Raw genomic sequence first — 17,683 nt, forward strand, 5'->3', positions numbered from 1 at the left:
TTAAAAGTTTGCGTTAAGGCCGAAGTTGTAGGTGCGCATCAGCGGATAGTTGAACCCGGCGTTGAAGAGGCCTTCCAGTCTTTCCGGATCAAACGGTTTCACAAACGAATCGGCGAAGGTGAACAGGTTGAAGCCGCTGGCGTATACACGGATGCGTTCCAGTCCTGCTTTGCGATACAGCTGTGCAGGCACGGTGTAACCCAGTTCCAGGCTCTTCATCCTGAGATACGATGCATTACGGCGCCATACGGAGCTTTCGGCATACATCATACCCACGTTGTGGTTGAAGCGCGTAGCGGGCCATTTACCGGCGATCCACTGACTGTTGGGATCGTATGGATCGGCCTTGTGCCAGCGGTCGAAGAAATACGCCGGTGTATTGCCACGGAAGGCCAGCACTTCTGCATACACTTCACTGAAGCGCACGGTGTACATGGCAGCGCCCTGGAACAGGAGGTTCATATCGAAGCCCTTGTAGCTTGCCCCGAGTGAGAAACCGTAGTTGATCTTGGGATTCTTGCCGCTGGGGTTCTGGTTATCGTTGGTACCGTTCTGGCCCAGCCAGAGGGGCAGCAGATCACCGTCGTTGATCACCCCGTCGTTGTTCACGTCTTTGTATTTGAAATCGCCGGGCAACTCGCGGGAGTTGGCGAGGTCGCCACCCTGGAGGGGGTACTTATCTATTTCAGCCTGACTGCCAAACTGCCCGAGGTAGGTATGCCCCCACACGATATCGTTGTACCGGTCGGTACGCCCGTTGCGCCAGCGTTCGTAACTGTTGCGCGGCAGGTCGCCTTCCTGGTAAAGGTTCATGATGCGGGAATAGTTGAAGTTGGCGGAGATGTTGTACTGGAATTCCCCGATGCGGTTGTTATGCCCCACCGTGAAATCGAAGCCCTGCACACGGTCGCTGTTGAGGTTCTCATCAGGAAGAGAGCCGCCGAAAGTATTGGGTAAGCTTACATTCCTACGTGCCAGCAGACCGGTACGGTTACGGCGGTACACATCAAACTCTAAGGTGAACTTGTTACGGAACAGTCCGAGATCGATACCGATGTTGATGATGCGGGAAGTGAACCAGGTCAGTTTCTCGTTGGTGATACCGGGAGAAGAAGCGCCGCTGGTGAGCGTTCCGTTTCCGAACTCATACGATCCGCCGCCTTCCGTGGAGAATCCGGCGATGTACTGGAAAGGTGCGCCCGCATCCTCTCCTACCAGTCCATAAGATGCATCCAGTTTCAGGTTGGATACCACGGGGAGGGCTTTCTGAATGAAGGGTTCTTCAGACAGGCGCCATCCGCCCGTAACCACGGGGAAGAAGCCCCAGCGCCGGTCGGGATGATAACGGTATGAACCATCTTCCCGGAATGCGAATTCCACGATGTATTTGCGCTTGTAGTCGTATGACAGGCGCCCGATGTATGAGAGGTTAGCGAATTCGTTTTCCATACCGGAGTTCTCCATACGGGCGCGGCTGGCGCGGTCGATCTGATCATTGGTATAGAAATCATAATACCTGCGCAGCCCTGCATCTCTGCCCCAGTATTGCTGCTGTTCCACTACGAACGTGGCTGCCACGTTGTGATCGGCGAAGAAGGTGCGGTTGTAGTTAGCCTGGCCCTGGAGGGTAACGCGGTTGCCATTGCCGTAGTTATTGGAGATAGAGCCATTGGCATCGCGCTGCCGCTCGCGGAGGTACTGACCGTTTACGTATTTGTAGAGGTCGTACGATTTGCTGAGATCTTTGTTGGAATAGCTGGTAAGGTCGTATGCTGCCACGCCGCGGAGGCTTAGTCCTTCCACGAAAGGCACTGTGTAAGTGAGGGAGCCGGTGGCCATTACGTTGCGGGTAACGCTTTCGTTATAGCCTGTGATATTACGCTGACTGAGGATCACCGGGTTCTGGTTGCTGGGCGCCACCACGCTGGGATACTCGGGATTGTTGTTGGCATACACCCTGTCTGTAGGCAGGGAAACGCGGGTGCCTTTAAAGATGTTGAAGAAGTTTTCTCCCGGCACGGTACGGTTATCGTACCGCCCTGCGATAAGCAGTTCTGCCTTCAGGTTGGGGTGCAGCATGGTGGTGATGTTGGAGCGCAGGTTGAAGCGCTTGTACCACATATCGTTGCTGCGCAGCAGGGAATTCTCGTCTGCATATCCGAAGCTGAAGAAGTACTGTGTTTTATCATTCCCGCCGGAAGCAGAGAGGTTATGCTGTTGCTGCATGGCCGTGTTCTTCATGGCGGCGGCGTACCAGTCGGTGCTTTCATAACCGGGTGCGCCATCTATCCATTTCTGCAGTTCATCTTTGGGTAAGTAAGGGGTGCCTAAGCTGAAGATGTCTGCCTCGTTCCGCATCTGCAGCCATTCTCCTGCGTTGGCCATACGCGGTACGTCGGTAGGTTTCATAACACCAACCACGCCTGCATAATTGAAGTTTGCTTTGCCGGAGGCGCCTTTCTTGGTGGTAACGATTACAACCCCGTTGGCAGCACGGAGACCGTAAATGGCGGCCGATGCATCTTTGAGGAAGCTCACGCTTTCGATATCGTCCGGGTTGAGGCGCTGGAATTCATTGGCGCCATCGCGGGCGATACCATCGATTACGAAGAGCGGGGTCCCAAAGCCGCGGATGTTGATCATGTTGTTGAAGGTACCCGGTTCACCACCCAGCTGGCGGATCTGGAGTCCGGCCACTTTACCCTGCAGTTTTTGGGCAAGACTGATATTGGTAGTGGTCTGGATTTCTTTGCCGGTAATGTTGCTCACGGCGCCGGTTACCACTTCTTTCCGTTTTACACCATACCCTACCACAACCACACCGGCAAGCTGCTCTTCGGTGGAGTTAAGGGTAACATCGATGACGGTGCGGTTGCCGATGGTTTCTGTCTGGGTAACCATGCCGAGGAACGCGAAGGTGAGCGTGGTGGCATTGGCAGGCGCCTGAATGAGGTATTGCCCCCTTGCGTCTGTTGTGACGCCGTTTCTTTTACCGGCAGCGTCGGTGGTATAGACGCTCACGCCGGGCAGCGGGGTACCGTCTTTCCCTTCCTTCACCTTACCGCTGATCGTTTTCTGTTGTGCGATCAGGTGGAGGGGAAGCAGGAAAAGCAGCATCAGTAGTACATGGATTTTCTTCATAACGTAAATGTTTTCATGCTGTTCATATTGGAAAGGATGATGTTCACTCCTGGAATAGCCGGAGAGGCTACAGTGGGGAGGCTACGGCGGAAACTTGTTTGCATAGTGCATAAGGGTTCGTTGATCTTGGTGAAAAAATGGCTGTTCAGTTTACTCTGCGCCCCATTGTTTGTTGGGCAGCGGTCCCATTTCCAGCTCAAGGTGCCCGCCTGCGGTAAGCTCGGCATGGGTGAACCAGGGCCTTGAAAGTGGTGCTCCGTTGAACCGGGCGCTTTGGATGTACTTGTTGACGGTGGAACTTTTGGGTGCGGAAATCCGGAAGGTTTTACCGTTCTGCAAACGGATGGATACTTTCCGGAACACCGGGCTGGAAATAGTGTACTCCGGAATCCCCGGCGTTACCGGGTAGAAACCCATACTGGCGAATACAACGAAGGCCGACATGCCGCCGCCGTCTTCATCGCCGGGGATACCGAAGATGTTGTCTTTAAACCATGTGTCCAGCAGGAAGCGGGTATGCTTCTGCGTTTTCCATGGGCTCGACGTGAAATTGTAGAGGAATGGAATATGAAAACTCGGCTCGTTGCCCATGGAGTATTGCCCCACAAGGCCCGTGGCATCAGGAAACCTGCTCCAGAATTCGTACTTGGAACGGTCGAGGCCTTCGCGGAATAAACCGTCGAGGCGTGCTTCAAAGGCTGCTTTACCACCGTTTAGCAGAATGAGGTCGGGGATGTTTTGCTGTACCTGCCACATGTAGGTCCACCCGTTGTTCTCATCATAATACTCCCGGCCGCCCATACCACCGTCGAACTTGGCATCGATGGGTATCCATTTACCGGCATCATCTTTCGGCAGGAACATCTTCTTTTCCGGGTGCCAGAGGTTACGGTAGTTGAAGCCCCTTGGTGCGAAAAGAGCCGTGTCGGCATGCTTACCCAGGTCTCCGGCCAGCTGGGCTAAAGCCCAATCATCATAGGCGTTACCCAATGTAACCGCCACGGCCTGCCGCTTCTCGAAGCCGTGCACTTTCTCTTCCGTTTCCTTTGCACCGGGAGCCAGTGCGGGGAAGTATCCTTTCTGATGATAGAAATCGTCGAGTGGGGTTTTATCACCATTTCGCCAGGGCAGCATGGTGGCTCTTACGGCGTTTTTCCGCATACCGGCATACGCTTCCTTTATATCGAAATTGCGCAGTCCTTTCCGCCATGCGTCGAGGATCACAACGGAAGAATGGAAGCCGTTCATGCAGGCATGGTCTCCAAAGAGTACCGGGAAGGTGGGCATCCAGCCGCTTTGATGGTACATTTTTACGTAAGACTGCAGCATGTCTTCCTCCCCTTTCGGATCGAGAATAATACGGAGGGGGTGATGTGCCAGGTAGCTGTCCCACGACCAGTCGTCTACATAAAAAGGCCTGTCTGCTTTTTCCACGCGCTTGCTGTAACCGGAGTAATATTGTCCATCTTCCGTTACATCGGTCATCCTTTCATAGCAGCGGTACAGGGCGGTGTAAAATGAACGGCGCTGTGCAGGGGTACCGCCTTCCACGGATATTTGTCCGATGGTACGGTCCCATACATCACGGCCTTCGTCAACAAACCTGCTGAAAGCCACGCCCGCCACTTCCTGCTCAAAGTTCTTTTTAGCCTGTTCAGGACTTACATAGCTGATGGCATAACGCAGCTCAACGGTGCGTGCGGTGGCGGGAAAGGTAACCGCTGCGCGGGAGGTTTCCTGCAATACCGGGGTTACGGGTTCATTGAAGGCACCGTACATGTACACCTTCACATCGCCCTGCCAGGTTTCCATACCGCTCACCCGGTTATCGGGCAGCAGCTCCCAGCGCGACGGGCCGGGATTATACACGCCCAGTAAAAGCGTTTTGCTGCCGGCCTGCGGGTACTTAATTCGGAAGATGCCTGTTTTCTTCCCGGCAGTAAACTCGACCGTGATTTCCTCATCGATCAGGTAGGTGGAGTAATACCAAGGACGGTTGATTTCCAAATCATGGTCCCAGGTAAGCCGTTCGTTCCATCGTTCCGGAGCCGGAGGCTTTACGGAAGGTTTAATAGAAAACACCTGGCCGAGGCGGTGAGATACGATGTTGAGGGGGAAGCTGGAAATCTGATCGTCGAGCCAGTCTTTCCGCTGCGGCGTAAACCTGATCATCTGATTAGGCAGCTGCACGGTGGGCCGGGTTGGTTCCAGCAGGGTGCCTACTGACCCGATGGTGGGATCTATGCTATTCAGGTGTTCAGGTTCGGAACCTTCCCTTGCATGGCATGCCGCCAATGCCCAGGCACCCGCCAGCAGAATTTGCATCATTTTTTTCATGAACGTCGTGGAATGGTTTGATGATGATGCAAGTAACCCGGCACCCACTAACAAACCCATTAACGATTCCACTAACAGGGAAATTAATTTTGAAATACTTTACAACTTGTTGGTTTTATAGCATTAACGATTATATTAATTTCATCAATCCATCCCCTTTTCTTCCTGTAAAATGAAATTAATACCCTCTTCAGCTGGAATAACCTGCTACTTCCATGCGTTTATTCCTCATTTTTTTGTTCCTTTAAGACGGATCGGATACAGAACATGTAGAAGTGTAAAACAGACATCCACGTAATCACTCAACCAAGATTTGCCGCCTCCCATGAGGAAGTATATATATTGTATTATTGCCTGTTTGTGCCAGGGGTATGTAGCGATGAGCCAGTCGCACGGACTGGAGTTTTCCAGCCACGAAGTGGTGCCTGAGCACCGGACGGCGCTCGACCTCACACCCGGTACCCCTTACTGCCTGAAAGGCGGTAAAACGGAGATCGCGTTTCAGTTGGCGTTCCGCCCTCATTTAGAGACTTATTTCGGGTATATATTAAGGATGCTGACGGAAGACCGGCAGAACATAGATCTGGTGTATAACCAGCGTACTATGACCATCCACTTCGTGATCGGAGAAAAGATTACAGGCAGCGCCCCGCTGGACAGCTCCCTCCTTGCGGGTGAGTGGCTGCAGTTAAGGGTGGTGCTGGATGAAGCCTCCGGCACGGCATCGTTCTTCTTCAATGGCAAGCCCGCAGGCAGTGGTAAGATGCCGTTTGTAAAAGGTTCCTGCTGCCGCATCTTCTTCGGGGCTATCAAACACGAAGGCTTCCAGACGCTGGACGTGCCTCCAATGCGGCTCCGTGATGTGAAGCTGCTTGAAAACGGTAATACAGCCCGCTTCTATCCCCTCTCCGAATCATCCGGTCAGGATGCCCGTGATATGGAAAATGGTGTGCCTGCCCGTGCGGCCAACCCGGTATGGATCAAGCCAAGGCACCAGCAGTGGGAGAACCGCCTTACCCTTTCCACCTCCGGTACACCCAGCGTAGCGTTCAATGACCGGGACGATCTCCTGTATATTGTGACCGACGATTCCCTGTTCACTTACTCATTCCGCAACGGCGCCCTTCAGGCGAAGCAGGCGGTGCGGGGGAATACAATTCTTCCGGCGGGTAACCAGTCGGTATACGACTATCACCGTAACCGGCTGCTTAACTTTTATATAGATGAAAAGAAGGTAGCGGAGCTAACGCCCGGGGCAGACAGGTGGTCCAATACCTTTCATGCTACGCTGTTGACCGAGTGGTGGCAGGCGAATAAGTTCTACTCTCCAATGGATAGTAGTCTGTACGTCATAGGTGGTTATGGCCAGCTGCATTACAAGAATAATGTACAGCGCTACCGGTTGCGTGAACAACAGTGGGATTCGGTGCCTGTTTCCGGTGATCCCTTTACGCCGCGCTACCTTGCCGGACTGGGGCTTAATGCTGCCGGCGATACGGCTTTCATCATTGGCGGCTATGGCAGTAATACAGGCGATCAGGCCGTGAACCCGCGATTTACTTATGATATGCTGGCGTATAGTGTACGGACCGGGCAGTTTAAACACCTGTATACCCTTCCGCAGCCGGAGCATCATTTCTGTTTTGCAAACAGTCTTATCATTGATTCTTCGAGTCATGAATATTACGGACTGATTTACCCTACGGATCGTTTTCAGTCGAGTCTCCAGCTGGTGCGTGGCTCTTTGTCGAAGCCGGAGTATCAGTTGATGGGAGATTCCTTGCCTTACCAGTTTTATGATGTGGGATCTTTTGCGGATCTGTATTACAGTCCGCTTAGCAGGCAATTGATAGCCATTACCATCTTCAACGGGAAAGACAGTGTGGCCAATGTACGTGCCTGGTCGCTGGACTTTCCGCCCAATGCCCTGGTGCCCGGGGTACCGGTGGCGCCTTACAACTGGAAATACTGGCTGTTGCTGATTCCTGTAGGGCTTGCGCTGGGGTTGTTCCTGAAGAAGCGGAAGAAGCTCCCGGCAGTGGAGGTACACCGCGATGTTCCTGCAGACATCCCCATGGAAAGTGCGCCCAGGTTACCGGAGCGTTCTGCCATATTCCTGTTCGGGCAATTCGAAGCTTTTGACCGGGAAGGGAATGATATCACCAAGCAGTTTACACCACTGCTGAAGGAACTGTTGCTCCTGCTGGTGGTGTATTCCCTGAAAGACGGGAAAGGTATTGCTTCAGAATCGCTTTACGAGGGACTGTGGAGTGATAAATCGCCCAAAGATGCCAAGAACAACTTTTCTGTGAACCTCGTGAAGCTAAAGGGTGTGCTGGAAAAGATAGGCGGCTTCCACATCGGCAAAGAATCAGGCCGCTGGAAGCTGGAGGTGCTGGAAGAATCGGTATACATCGATTATGAAGCCTACATGAAGCTGAAGCATGCGCCGGTTAAAGCAACGGTATCCTCCTTATTGGCAATTGTTCAGCGCGGTGCCTTCCTGCGTACAGCCCATTATGAATGGCTCGATGATGTGAAGTTCGGCATAGCGGGAACGGTTACGGACATACTGCTGAAATACATGACCCAGGCCGATAAGCATACCGAGGCCGATTTTATACTCCGCTGTGCCAATGCTATATTCCTGTTCGATAACCTGAATGAAGAAGCCCTGGCCTTCAAATGCCGTAGTCTTAACCACCTTGGCAGGCATAGTCTTGCCCGCGATGCCTATGAGAAGTTCGCCAAAGAATACCGCGAGAGCTATGGACAGGAATATGGAACACCGTTTGTGGAGGTACTGCAGCATTAAGGATGGCAGAAACACCCCCATAACATCACACAAACTGCTACCCTGCGTGCTAAACAATAGGGCTACTTTTGAGGATAATAACCACAAAAACATTCGTGTATGAAAACCAGGAAAATATGGGCCAATTTCGGGGTGCAGGATTTAGCACGCACAACAGCATTTTATACGCAGCTGGGATTCACCTCCAACGGCTCCAACGACCAGCTGACCAGCTTCTTCTTCGGGGATGATAAGTTCGTTATTCACTTCTTCCTCAAAAGCGTGCTGGAGCCCGCCATGTTTGGCCCCATCATAGATTCCCAGTCAGGCAATGAAATCATCTTCACCCTTTCCGCCGACACTAAGCAGGAAGTGGACGAATGGGAGAAAGCGGTCCGTGCTGCCGGGGGAACGGTGGTATCTCCGCCCGTGGAGTTTGGGAAGGGGTATTACGGCTTTGTGTTTGCGGACCCTGATGGGCATAGGTTTAATGTGTTTTATATGTAGGGACGCATTCGAATACAGTGGCCTCGGCTCCTACTCTATACAAAGATTCTATTACTATCCCTGATCCCAATACCTATGTCACAATTCCTCATCTTTAAAAGGTACAATACATCAAAGGAGTCCGCGGAAACAATAGCTTTACTGGAGAAGCATCGGATACCCACGGAGTATGAAGAAGAAATCATCCGGATGGATAAGATGCTTCTGATCATAACCTTGATCTACGGCACCTCGTTAAGATTGATTCCTCCGACTTCCCCAGAGCAGATGCCCTGCTGAAAAGTCAGATCACGTATCTGCTAATAATGTGAAGTCTGATTAGACAATAAGCTTAATTAATTGATGTGTAGTAATAAACTAATTCTTAGTATTAGTATTGGCCAGCCCCTTAAATTTAATAACAAATTCCATTATCCAATAACCATGAGATGATCCTTCTTCTATAAGCTTTTCTAAGAACCATATATAAGATTCAAAGTCAGTACTATTTAGTTTTAACTCGTTTAAATGGTAATTATATAATCTCAATGCTAATTGCTCGGCTAGGGTATGTTTATAAAGTGTGAATTTATCACTGTCACAATTTTTTAGGTGGGTAACTAATTCGATGAAGCAACTGGGCAGAAGCTCTTTGTCACCAATTGTTGCTAGTAAATTTATTACTTGGACATAAGGAGGTTTCCCATAAAATTCAATTTGCTTTTTAAAAAAGGACCCCATCCCTTTTAATGGTGGCCAATCTCTGGCATCAGATTTCCATTCAATATCTAAGAAAAGGCTATAGATAAATATTTTATGCGGTAACAATTTATTATTTGTTGCTAAACTTTGCCATAACAATTGGAAACGCTTTATATGTATGTGTAAATTATCATTATCCTTATACGTGAGTTGATCCAATTTGAAAATTATTTTCTTAAATGTATCCATCCAAAATTGATAGTACTCAGGAATAGTATCAGTAATGATAAGATTAACCCCATAATTCTCAATTTTCTTACAGCATGTTAATAGTAAAGGAATTCCTGAGCTTTCTGCACTGAACAAAAAAATACCCGCAAATTTTTCCTTTAGCTTATAATTCAGATCTGATATTGAGTTATCACTTCCATATTTTCTACTTTCACTTTTATCCTTTGCTTTATCAAATTGAAAATATAAATCATGCAGTTTTAATAAGTATTGTTGTGTTAGCTCGTTTGGTTCATCGTCTGGAATAAGATCAATTGCTGTTAGTTTACTCCAATTATGATATCGTTCAAATTGTATTTTATTCATTTCAATACTTACTTTATTTGATAATACCATTTCTATGTAAGTATTTACAATTTGAAGCTCTTCTTCATTAAATGAGTCATCATAGACATCTAATGATCGAGGCTGGTCTTTGACATATTGTGCCAAATTGATAGCGCCTTTCCAAATAAGTAATGCATTCTCAGGATCAATCTTCCAGAAATATTTATGATAACCTTCTAAGAAGTGTTCAAACATTACGTCGTTATTACCTTTTTTATTATAGGCAATTCGGGCAATAATCCTTATGATACTTTGTTTTACTTTACTTTCAATTTCTTCTAATTCTAGCAGTTTGGGAAGAATTGCCAATGTTGCGTCAATATCATAAATGTGATATTGGGTTATTCCTAATAAGCTACTATTGGAAGTATTAGAAAGATTGTTTGATATTTCGATCAAAATTCCTAATATCCACTTTTGTTCAATTTGTGACAACGCTTGCCAATGATAAACGCCATGATAGGCTAATAGACCTGGAGCATAAAATACAGCTTGGTCAATAATTGATTGATAGTATATGTAGATATCTCTCCATTGTGCTACAGTAATATTAGTTTTGTTCTCGCGTGCCTTCCTTAGGTCATTAATAAAAGATGCTTTTTGATTTCTCGTGAATAAAAATTCTTCATTACTTTTCACCATTTCATTTACGTCATTACGATATGCGGGGCCAATAGTATTATAAGTATTCCCATTTATTTCTCCCTTCTCTTTTATTTCCCATGAACGAAGATCAATATCATACAATAACTGTATCCAGTTTAGATCATTTTGGTTCGAATTTTTAAGCATTGTATCTATAATATTATAGATTTGCTCTTTGTAAGCCCCATTATTAATACAGTAATCAACAATAAATGATCTTAGACCTGCTTTATACTTCAAACGGTGAGGAAGCTCTTTTGATTTCATCCGTTCATCTATAAATATTTGATCTGCCATAATCAAAATAGGATTTCTATAATCATCTATATATCTTTGGTTTTCCCATTTGTATATAATAGGTTGATCAATTAATGGCAACAGGAGATTTTCAGTTTGGGCTGGAAACGCTTGAACAATGCTTGAAATGATTCCAACAGTAGAAATGCATTTGCTTTTTGTATACATTTTCCACATACTTGATAATAGTAATTCTTGATCTTTTCCAGATGCAGCTAATTCATACAGATATTTCTCTAAAGCCATTGTTACAGACTGTAAAACATAAGGCATAACTGTTGCTGATCCTCGATACATTTGCCACAATTCGTAACTTCCAATGTGAGTAACAGTGGTTTTATCTGGCAAATTAAATGTTACGCTGGTAATTTCGTCTCGATTTTTGAACCTGCTATTTATGTAATGTTCTGTACTATAATTCAATAATTCAATGATAAAGTCTAATGTTATATTAGGGTGATATTGTAATAGCCAGTATATTGGAGTTTGTAAAGCGCTTACTGGATTGCAACTATTTTGATAATCTTTTCTTAGTCCAAATAGCCGTTCTATTTCCAAAGTATTTTCATCTGAATATCTTGCGAGTTGCGCAGTTATACCTGTATTTTTAATTGATTCAGTTGGTTGAGGTTTGCGGTACCAACGGCTACGCGTTAAGTTGATTAATTGATTAGGTAAGAATCGAGCTAATTGTCTGCTCGTCAAAGCAGAAAGTGCTGTTGAAATGAAAACATGGCGATATTCTTGCAGGTATTCTTGCTTTTTCTTAATCTCGTCACTGCTCTTCGTTAATGTTTCTAACCATGTTATAACTTGTTCCTTAATACCGCCTGTGAGCTTAAATATTAATTCGATAGATCTTTTAACATTTCGTTCATTTCCAAAGTTGCCATTGTTTAATTTAGTTGTATAGTTTTCAAATATAAAAAGTATTATCTCCCCAGCCTCAATATGTCCTTCAGGGAGTGTATCCGACTCATCAATTAATGTACTCCATTCAGAAATAACATCTTGCATTTTTTCATAGTGTGATAAACAAATAGTGTGCAGATATTTATGCATGAATTGAATTACAGAATACCACCCATATCCAGTTGGAACTAAAATATACTCACCTTCATTTTCGATTCTTTGCTTACAAGCTGTTCTCATCACGTGTGTGATTTCAAAAAGAAGGCGATAGTCGTTATTTGCTAAATGGGAAATATTGTCATGAAAGTATTTCTCACAATGTGGAGAGTTTAATACAGCTATCAAGGAAGCTTGTCTCCAATGTTTATTGTTGTTATCACTTTCAATACTACGGGTAAAATAAGCGATTTTTTCCGGGGATTGTTGTGCAATTGCGTCGGCTACCCATAGCCTATAAGCTCTTCTCATTGCTGGAGAATTTCCTAGGGAATCAAAAAAAATGGAATCTCCAGTTTTATTATCAAATATTCTATCAACATGTCTAATTAAGGCCCAATCCTCTAATACATCGTGAGCTAAGCTATATTTAGGATGATTTTTATCTTTAATAATTACATTCTCCTTTACTAGTTTTTCCAGCGCCTCCGGGTCAGATTTACCTGAGTCAATATAAGATACCATTTTACGAGAACGATTAACAGCTATTTCAATAAAAGCTTCTCTTCGTTTTTGTGGTAGGCCATTCTTAAATTCTTCAAACTTGTTTTCAACTATTGCATCCCAAAGTAAAGACTGAAGGTCTGTCGTATTAATTATACTATAGTCTGACTGACCTGAAAGCATAGCTGTGTTAATGAAATCCAGATATTTAGGTATTCTAACTAATTCTCTGATTTGTATGTTGTCAATTGCACTTTTAAGTCGAGGCAATGATTCAGTAATTAAGCTTAGATCTAAATCAGTTAAATTTTGTATGAGTAACTCCCCATATTGTATGTTACTAAAGAATCGTAAATGAAGAATACTAACTAGGCTCTTCCTACAACTTATTATTAACTTAACATTTTTACTTTTACTAAGTACATTTAATAGTTGCTTAAATGCCAAATCTTCTCCCTCCAGTAATTTTTCAAATGCATCAATATATACTATAAAGGAATTTTGTAAGGGAAAGAAGGAGAAAATTTCTGCAACAGTATTTTGAATTCCAGCGCTTCTAAACCAATCTCGTAATTGACCACTCCCCAATTCCTGTGCTTGCAAAGCAATTGTAAAGACTTTCTGGTTAAGATTTGTAATCTCTATTAAACTTTTGGCCACTGAACTTTTTCCAACTCCAGGATCACCTGTTATTATTAAAATTTGCTCGTTGCAGAACATTTCTATTGCTTTCTCAATTATACTTGTTCGGGGTAAATGCTTTCCCCCAATATTATTTTTAACAACTTCTAAGACAGACATAGATTCTCTACTAATTCGCAAAAGTTCATTTTGCAACTTATTAGTTGAGGCTGGATTTAACTTATTCGTATACTTCTTAAGACTATTTTCCTTACTTATTCCTCCTGAAGCGTTTTTATTGGCCATCTCTTGATAAACTTCATTCCATATGCATTCAGCTGTTTCAGATTCATAATACCTGGAATAATCTAATAGCGTCAGAATATTGGACTTGGTTACAGAAGTTTGTTTATCTAAGTCGTATTCTAGTATTTCAAAACAGCGAAAGAAATTATGTAATGTTTCTGAACTTACTGTGGGATCATATTCTCTTATGGTATTTAGAAAATTGTCATAGTATTTTTTTTTGGCACTGATACGGAATACCTCATTTTCAAAATCAATATAACTGTCTTTGTTTTTTGCCCAATCTAATATCTGTGATAAATGAGTTTTAGTCTCAATTGACCAAGCACTGCTAACTATAAATATTTTGTCTACTATTGGATTAAAAAGATCTGAATTTTTAAAGTCTTTCCATGCCGAAATAAGAACTTTCTTAAAGAGTGGGTTTTTTGATGATATTGTAATTAAATGCTTTATCTGTACTAGTATTTTATAACTATATGCATTATTCTCACAGCTCAATAAAAGATCATCTGTTTCATAACCTAAAGATCCACTTTGCTGTTTGAAGCTTGTTATTCGTCCACCTTCAAGTCCTGGGATATGGGACCCTAAAATAAATGAAATGTAATATGCAGTCTGGATGGCTATTTCAAAATTTGTTCCGCCACCTCCTTGAGAATATACATTGCTATTTATGCTCATAATATTAAAATAATATAAATTCGAATAGAGTATTCAATATGTATTAAGCAATTAATGAAATTCTAATGAATTTATGAAGGTGAATTTGCGTGAGAATGAATTGATTATTTTGTATTCATTTGCTTCAGATTCATTTTTCCTTAGGCTACCCTATCCCCATTAAAATCCACTATGTACCGCTTGGTCACCACCTCTTCCTTCCACTTGTAAAGTGTTTTCCTAATAATAATACGCCCCTCACTCACTTCGAACTCCACAATATCTCCGATATTGAAGCCTGCTTTCTCAAGCCACTGGCCTGAAACATTAATAAAGGGAACTACTTTCTCTGAGGGCTTACGGGTTATGGTAAGCCTGCGTTTAGAAGAAGACTGCTTCATGAGGTTAACAATTATTATGACTTAAAATTACATAATGTAATGAAACAGCTATTATCGTTCGTCATTATTTAGTGTGTATAACTACTGATAATTACTAACAATCACACCTATTTAATATTAATATATCTTATAATACAGCTGATCTCTCAGTTTTGCCTTAGATAAGTACTTTACTTTAAACCATTGTTTATATGACTTTCGGACATCGCGTTGCTGCAGTACGTAAGCAACGAAACTTAACCCAAAAAGACTTCGGAGCAACTCTAGGAATCGTACAGGATGTTGTTAGTAAATACGAACGGGATCAAATGGTTCCTTCTATTGAGACTGCCGCCAAATTCGCCAAAGCCCTCAACGTTTCGCTCGACTACTTAATCCTGGGAGATGCCCTCCCTCCTGCTTATGGCGAAGACGCGTACCTGCAGATTGCCCGCCGGCTGGAAAAACTATCACCAGAAAACCGGGAACACATCATCGCAGTAATAGAAGCATTCAGTGCAAAACAAAAAATACAGGAACTATTCCAATAGCTAAGGGCCTCAATAATTGAGGCCCTTAGCTATTGGAACATCTAATGTAATATCGATTGAAGCATTTTCTACAAATAAGAAAAGCAAAAACTAGTATGCCAATTTCCAGATGCTACCATCTTCAAAAGCGACTTCATAAGGATATGCAATCAGAATCTTTTTGCCGTCTTTGCTGAGCACACTCCAAACTCCGGACTCGGTTACTCCTGGCCTTAATAAATCATCCGTAAAACCGTTACCCCATCCATTATCTAATGATCCCATATCAGCTGGTTCATTAAACGCGTTTTCACCATACCATTTAAATCTGATTGCTGAAATTTTCTTTTGACTTACATTTTTGTATTTGAGAGATACATCTTTGTAGTTTGAATACTCTTGTGTAACAAACTTTGCATTTATTACTTTTACTGGTGCTTTATAGAGGCCAAGAGTGTCATACTTTGATCCAACTCCATTTCTTTCTTCTATGCTTTCATTCCTTGCATTACTAATGGCATTTGGTAATTCCTTTATGTTATTCGAAACATCTTCTAATAGGCTATCCTTTTTCAGAAAATGTACTCTGTAAGTGATATCTTCTCTTTTACTGTTAAGTAATTTATAGCTAATGGGTTGATCCAAATATGCACTTCCGTATTTCGATTTCATATCTTTATACACTTTTTCAGAAATCTGGAAGTACTCGTATGCTTTTAAGTATGCAGCAGAGTCACTAATAGCATTGAAAACTTTCTCCTCTTTTGAATCTTGTACGTAATAATATTTTTTTGAACTATTGCAGGCAATCACAAGTAAAGTAATAAATAAAAATAGGGGTACTTTCATAAGTTTCTTTTTTACACATTTCAATTTAATAAAAAAATTGAATGGTAGAAAAACTTGTTTTCCTTGACGCACAGGGTACTTCCAGCTTGTAAAATCCTTTAACTCAACTTCATTATACCCTTCTTAAAGTCTAATAATGAACCCTGTAGAAACCGGGCCCCAATAAAAACCTACTTCTATGAGTAGAAAACTTTCTTTTTCATTACATCTTTAAACTTTAACCCTGAAATAACAACACCTTAATTCAAATAGAAATGAGTCGAACTTGGTTACAAATACCAGCCCTCTTCAGTTGCTCCCTCGCCTCGTCTAATTACTATTGAACCAACTTCCGGGGAGCCTGCAACCCTTGCTTAACCCTCTTTAGTCCCCATGTTACCTGCCGGTAATCCCAGTGAAAACACCTATATACTTAGCCTATATATAGCCTATACTTAGGGTATGTTTAGCCTATATATAGCCCTATAAGAGGCTAAGTATAGGCTATACATACTTATAATATAAGCTATTTAACCCCTATACGTACTTAGCGCATCTTTATGGCAAGAAGTAATCTACACTATGTCTAAAGCGCAATCAAACCTTGATTTACCTGCTATACTGGGTAACCTGAGCGCCTACCGCAGAAGGGGCTCAGACAAGCTGATCCTCCGGCGGCCCGGCGGCTTTTCGAAGAAGCAGTTCCAGAATGACTCTGGGCTTGAGGCTACGCGGAATAATATCTCCGACTTCGGCGGGTGCAATAAAATGACGAATGCCTTCCGGCATGCTATCAGTCCATTGCTTCGATTGGGAGATCCGAACTTTACGGGGGCGTTAAACCAGTTGTTCAGGATGATACAGCGGAGGCCTTCCGGCACATTACGGGGCGTAAAAAGCATCCTCCTGTCGCAGAACCGGGGTATGGTAAGCGGGTTTACATTGAACAGGGACCGTCCGTTTGAGGGTATTCTCCGCGACTATATCCCTGTTGAGGTAAACAGGGAGCAGCTGACCGTCACCATAGCCCTGCCGGCACTTAGTCCCGGCATCAACCTGCGCATACCATGGGAGGCACCGTACTACAGGATAATCCTCTCGCTGGGGATTGCTGGTGATATCATTTATGGTGAAAGGGGGTTTGAAAGCACATACTCAGGTCCCGGATACGGGCGCTTAGCCCAAACTGAATGGTGCCACCAGGAGGCGGATGCCGGGCCAACCCAGCTCAGCGTACAACTGACTGGCCAGGTAATACCTGATAGCGCTTCATTAATCGTGGGAATAGGCATAGAAATGGGCATGCCGGATAAATACGGTGAGATAGTACACGTGAAATACGCAGGGAGCGCAAAGGTGCTGGAGGTGTTTTGATCACCCGGCCATATCGGATTCAGAAAGTGGCATGGCAAACGGCGCGGCAGCCTTGTGGAAATTCATTTTGGGACGTATACAGATTTGAAATACGAGATTAGCCCTTCATTTAGTATGTCCATTTATGCTTTTTTATGGGTTACTTTAGCTTTCTTCAGGACATTGTATGTTCTGATCATTTGGGAAAAAAGAAGCACCTTTTCTTTGTCAGAACGATAAATATTTCTCCGCAAACGTTCCATTTCATTTGCAGAAATGTCAATTTCCTCCTTGGTCTTTTTTTGATCGGATTTATTGTTTTCAGACATATTCATTCTGTTTGAGAGATGCATCAAAGATAACGTTTTTACCATATTTACGTAATTAGTAGTAGCAACGTGTGCCCCCTG

The 17,683-nt window shown here is 44.1% G+C and carries 10 protein-coding genes; 4 read left to right on the top strand and 6 right to left on the bottom strand.

Going from position 1 to position 17,683, the window contains the following annotated elements; genetic code table 11:
• On the bottom strand, window positions 1-3,141 hold the full coding sequence (locus DEV76_RS11675; protein WP_109698078.1) for a SusC/RagA family TonB-linked outer membrane protein: 3,141 nt from the start codon (window positions 3,139-3,141) through the stop codon (window positions 1-3).
• A 150-nt stretch (window positions 3,142-3,291) separates the two neighbouring features.
• A complete protein-coding gene (locus DEV76_RS11680; protein ID WP_109698079.1) occupies window positions 3,292-5,478 on the bottom strand; it encodes a GH92 family glycosyl hydrolase in 2,187 nt (728 codons plus the stop codon).
• Window positions 5,479-5,803: 325 nt separating this feature from the next.
• Between DEV76_RS11680 and DEV76_RS11685 the strand changes: the two genes are divergently transcribed.
• Together DEV76_RS11685 and DEV76_RS11690 are read left to right on the top strand one after the other, a co-directional pair.
• Window positions 5,804-8,293 carry a hypothetical protein gene (locus DEV76_RS11685; protein WP_157962839.1) on the top strand — a complete coding sequence of 830 codons (2,490 nt, stop codon included), beginning with the start codon at window positions 5,804-5,806 and terminating at the stop codon, window positions 8,291-8,293.
• A gap of 99 nt (window positions 8,294-8,392) precedes the next feature.
• Window positions 8,393-8,779 (top strand): VOC family protein, encoded by a 387-nt coding sequence (locus DEV76_RS11690; RefSeq protein WP_109698081.1) that lies wholly within the window; start codon window positions 8,393-8,395, stop codon window positions 8,777-8,779.
• 357 nt (window positions 8,780-9,136) lie between these two features.
• Here DEV76_RS11690 and DEV76_RS11700 read toward each other — a convergent pair whose 3' ends face one another.
• The gene (locus DEV76_RS11700; protein ID WP_109698083.1) at window positions 9,137-14,203 is read right to left on the bottom strand and encodes an nSTAND3 domain-containing NTPase; all 5,067 of its coding nucleotides are present in this window, start codon (window positions 14,201-14,203) and stop codon (window positions 9,137-9,139) included.
• A 140-nt stretch (window positions 14,204-14,343) separates the two neighbouring features.
• Window positions 14,344-14,583 (bottom strand): SymE family type I addiction module toxin, encoded by a 240-nt coding sequence (locus tag DEV76_RS11705; RefSeq protein ID WP_109698084.1) that lies wholly within the window; start codon window positions 14,581-14,583, stop codon window positions 14,344-14,346.
• 191 nt (window positions 14,584-14,774) lie between these two features.
• Here DEV76_RS11705 and DEV76_RS11710 point away from each other — a divergent pair, with 191 nt between their 5' ends.
• On the top strand, window positions 14,775-15,113 hold the full coding sequence (locus DEV76_RS11710; RefSeq protein WP_109698085.1) for a helix-turn-helix domain-containing protein: 339 nt from the start codon (window positions 14,775-14,777) through the stop codon (window positions 15,111-15,113).
• A 90-nt stretch (window positions 15,114-15,203) separates the two neighbouring features.
• On the opposite strand, the gene DEV76_RS11715 is transcribed toward DEV76_RS11710, so the two are convergent.
• A complete protein-coding gene (locus DEV76_RS11715; protein ID WP_109698086.1) occupies window positions 15,204-15,941 on the bottom strand; it encodes a hypothetical protein in 738 nt (245 codons plus the stop codon).
• A 561-nt stretch (window positions 15,942-16,502) separates the two neighbouring features.
• Between DEV76_RS11715 and DEV76_RS11720 the strand changes: the two genes are divergently transcribed.
• On the top strand, window positions 16,503-17,294 hold the full coding sequence (locus DEV76_RS11720; RefSeq protein WP_109698087.1) for a hypothetical protein: 792 nt from the start codon (window positions 16,503-16,505) through the stop codon (window positions 17,292-17,294).
• A gap of 122 nt (window positions 17,295-17,416) precedes the next feature.
• On the opposite strand, the gene DEV76_RS11725 is transcribed toward DEV76_RS11720, so the two are convergent.
• Window positions 17,417-17,602 (bottom strand): P-loop NTPase family protein, encoded by a 186-nt coding sequence (locus DEV76_RS11725; protein ID WP_157962840.1) that lies wholly within the window; start codon window positions 17,600-17,602, stop codon window positions 17,417-17,419.
• Window positions 17,603-17,683 lie beyond the last annotated feature (81 nt).

Origin of the sequence: Chitinophaga deserti (assembly GCF_003149455.1) — a bacterium.
In the GTDB taxonomy this organism is placed as follows: domain Bacteria; phylum Bacteroidota; class Bacteroidia; order Chitinophagales; family Chitinophagaceae; genus Chitinophaga; species Chitinophaga deserti.

What these genes read in the sequence shown, in the direction of transcription:
- DEV76_RS11675 (WP_109698078.1), bottom strand. Translation starts at nt 3,141, where the DNA reads ATGAAGAAAATCCATGTACTACTGATGCTGCTTTTCCTGCTTCCCCTC.
- DEV76_RS11680 (WP_109698079.1), bottom strand. Translation starts at nt 5,478, where the DNA reads ATGAAAAAAATGATGCAAATTCTGCTGGCGGGTGCCTGGGCATTGGCG.
- DEV76_RS11685 (WP_157962839.1), top strand. Translation starts at nt 5,804, where the DNA reads ATGAGGAAGTATATATATTGTATTATTGCCTGTTTGTGCCAGGGGTAT.
- DEV76_RS11690 (WP_109698081.1), top strand. Translation starts at nt 8,393, where the DNA reads ATGAAAACCAGGAAAATATGGGCCAATTTCGGGGTGCAGGATTTAGCA.
- DEV76_RS11700 (WP_109698083.1), bottom strand. Translation starts at nt 14,203, where the DNA reads ATGAGCATAAATAGCAATGTATATTCTCAAGGAGGTGGCGGAACAAAT.
- DEV76_RS11705 (WP_109698084.1), bottom strand. Translation starts at nt 14,583, where the DNA reads ATGAAGCAGTCTTCTTCTAAACGCAGGCTTACCATAACCCGTAAGCCC.
- DEV76_RS11710 (WP_109698085.1), top strand. Translation starts at nt 14,775, where the DNA reads ATGACTTTCGGACATCGCGTTGCTGCAGTACGTAAGCAACGAAACTTA.
- DEV76_RS11715 (WP_109698086.1), bottom strand. Translation starts at nt 15,941, where the DNA reads ATGAAAGTACCCCTATTTTTATTTATTACTTTACTTGTGATTGCCTGC.
- DEV76_RS11720 (WP_109698087.1), top strand. Translation starts at nt 16,503, where the DNA reads ATGTCTAAAGCGCAATCAAACCTTGATTTACCTGCTATACTGGGTAAC.
- DEV76_RS11725 (WP_157962840.1), bottom strand. Translation starts at nt 17,602, where the DNA reads ATGTCTGAAAACAATAAATCCGATCAAAAAAAGACCAAGGAGGAAATT.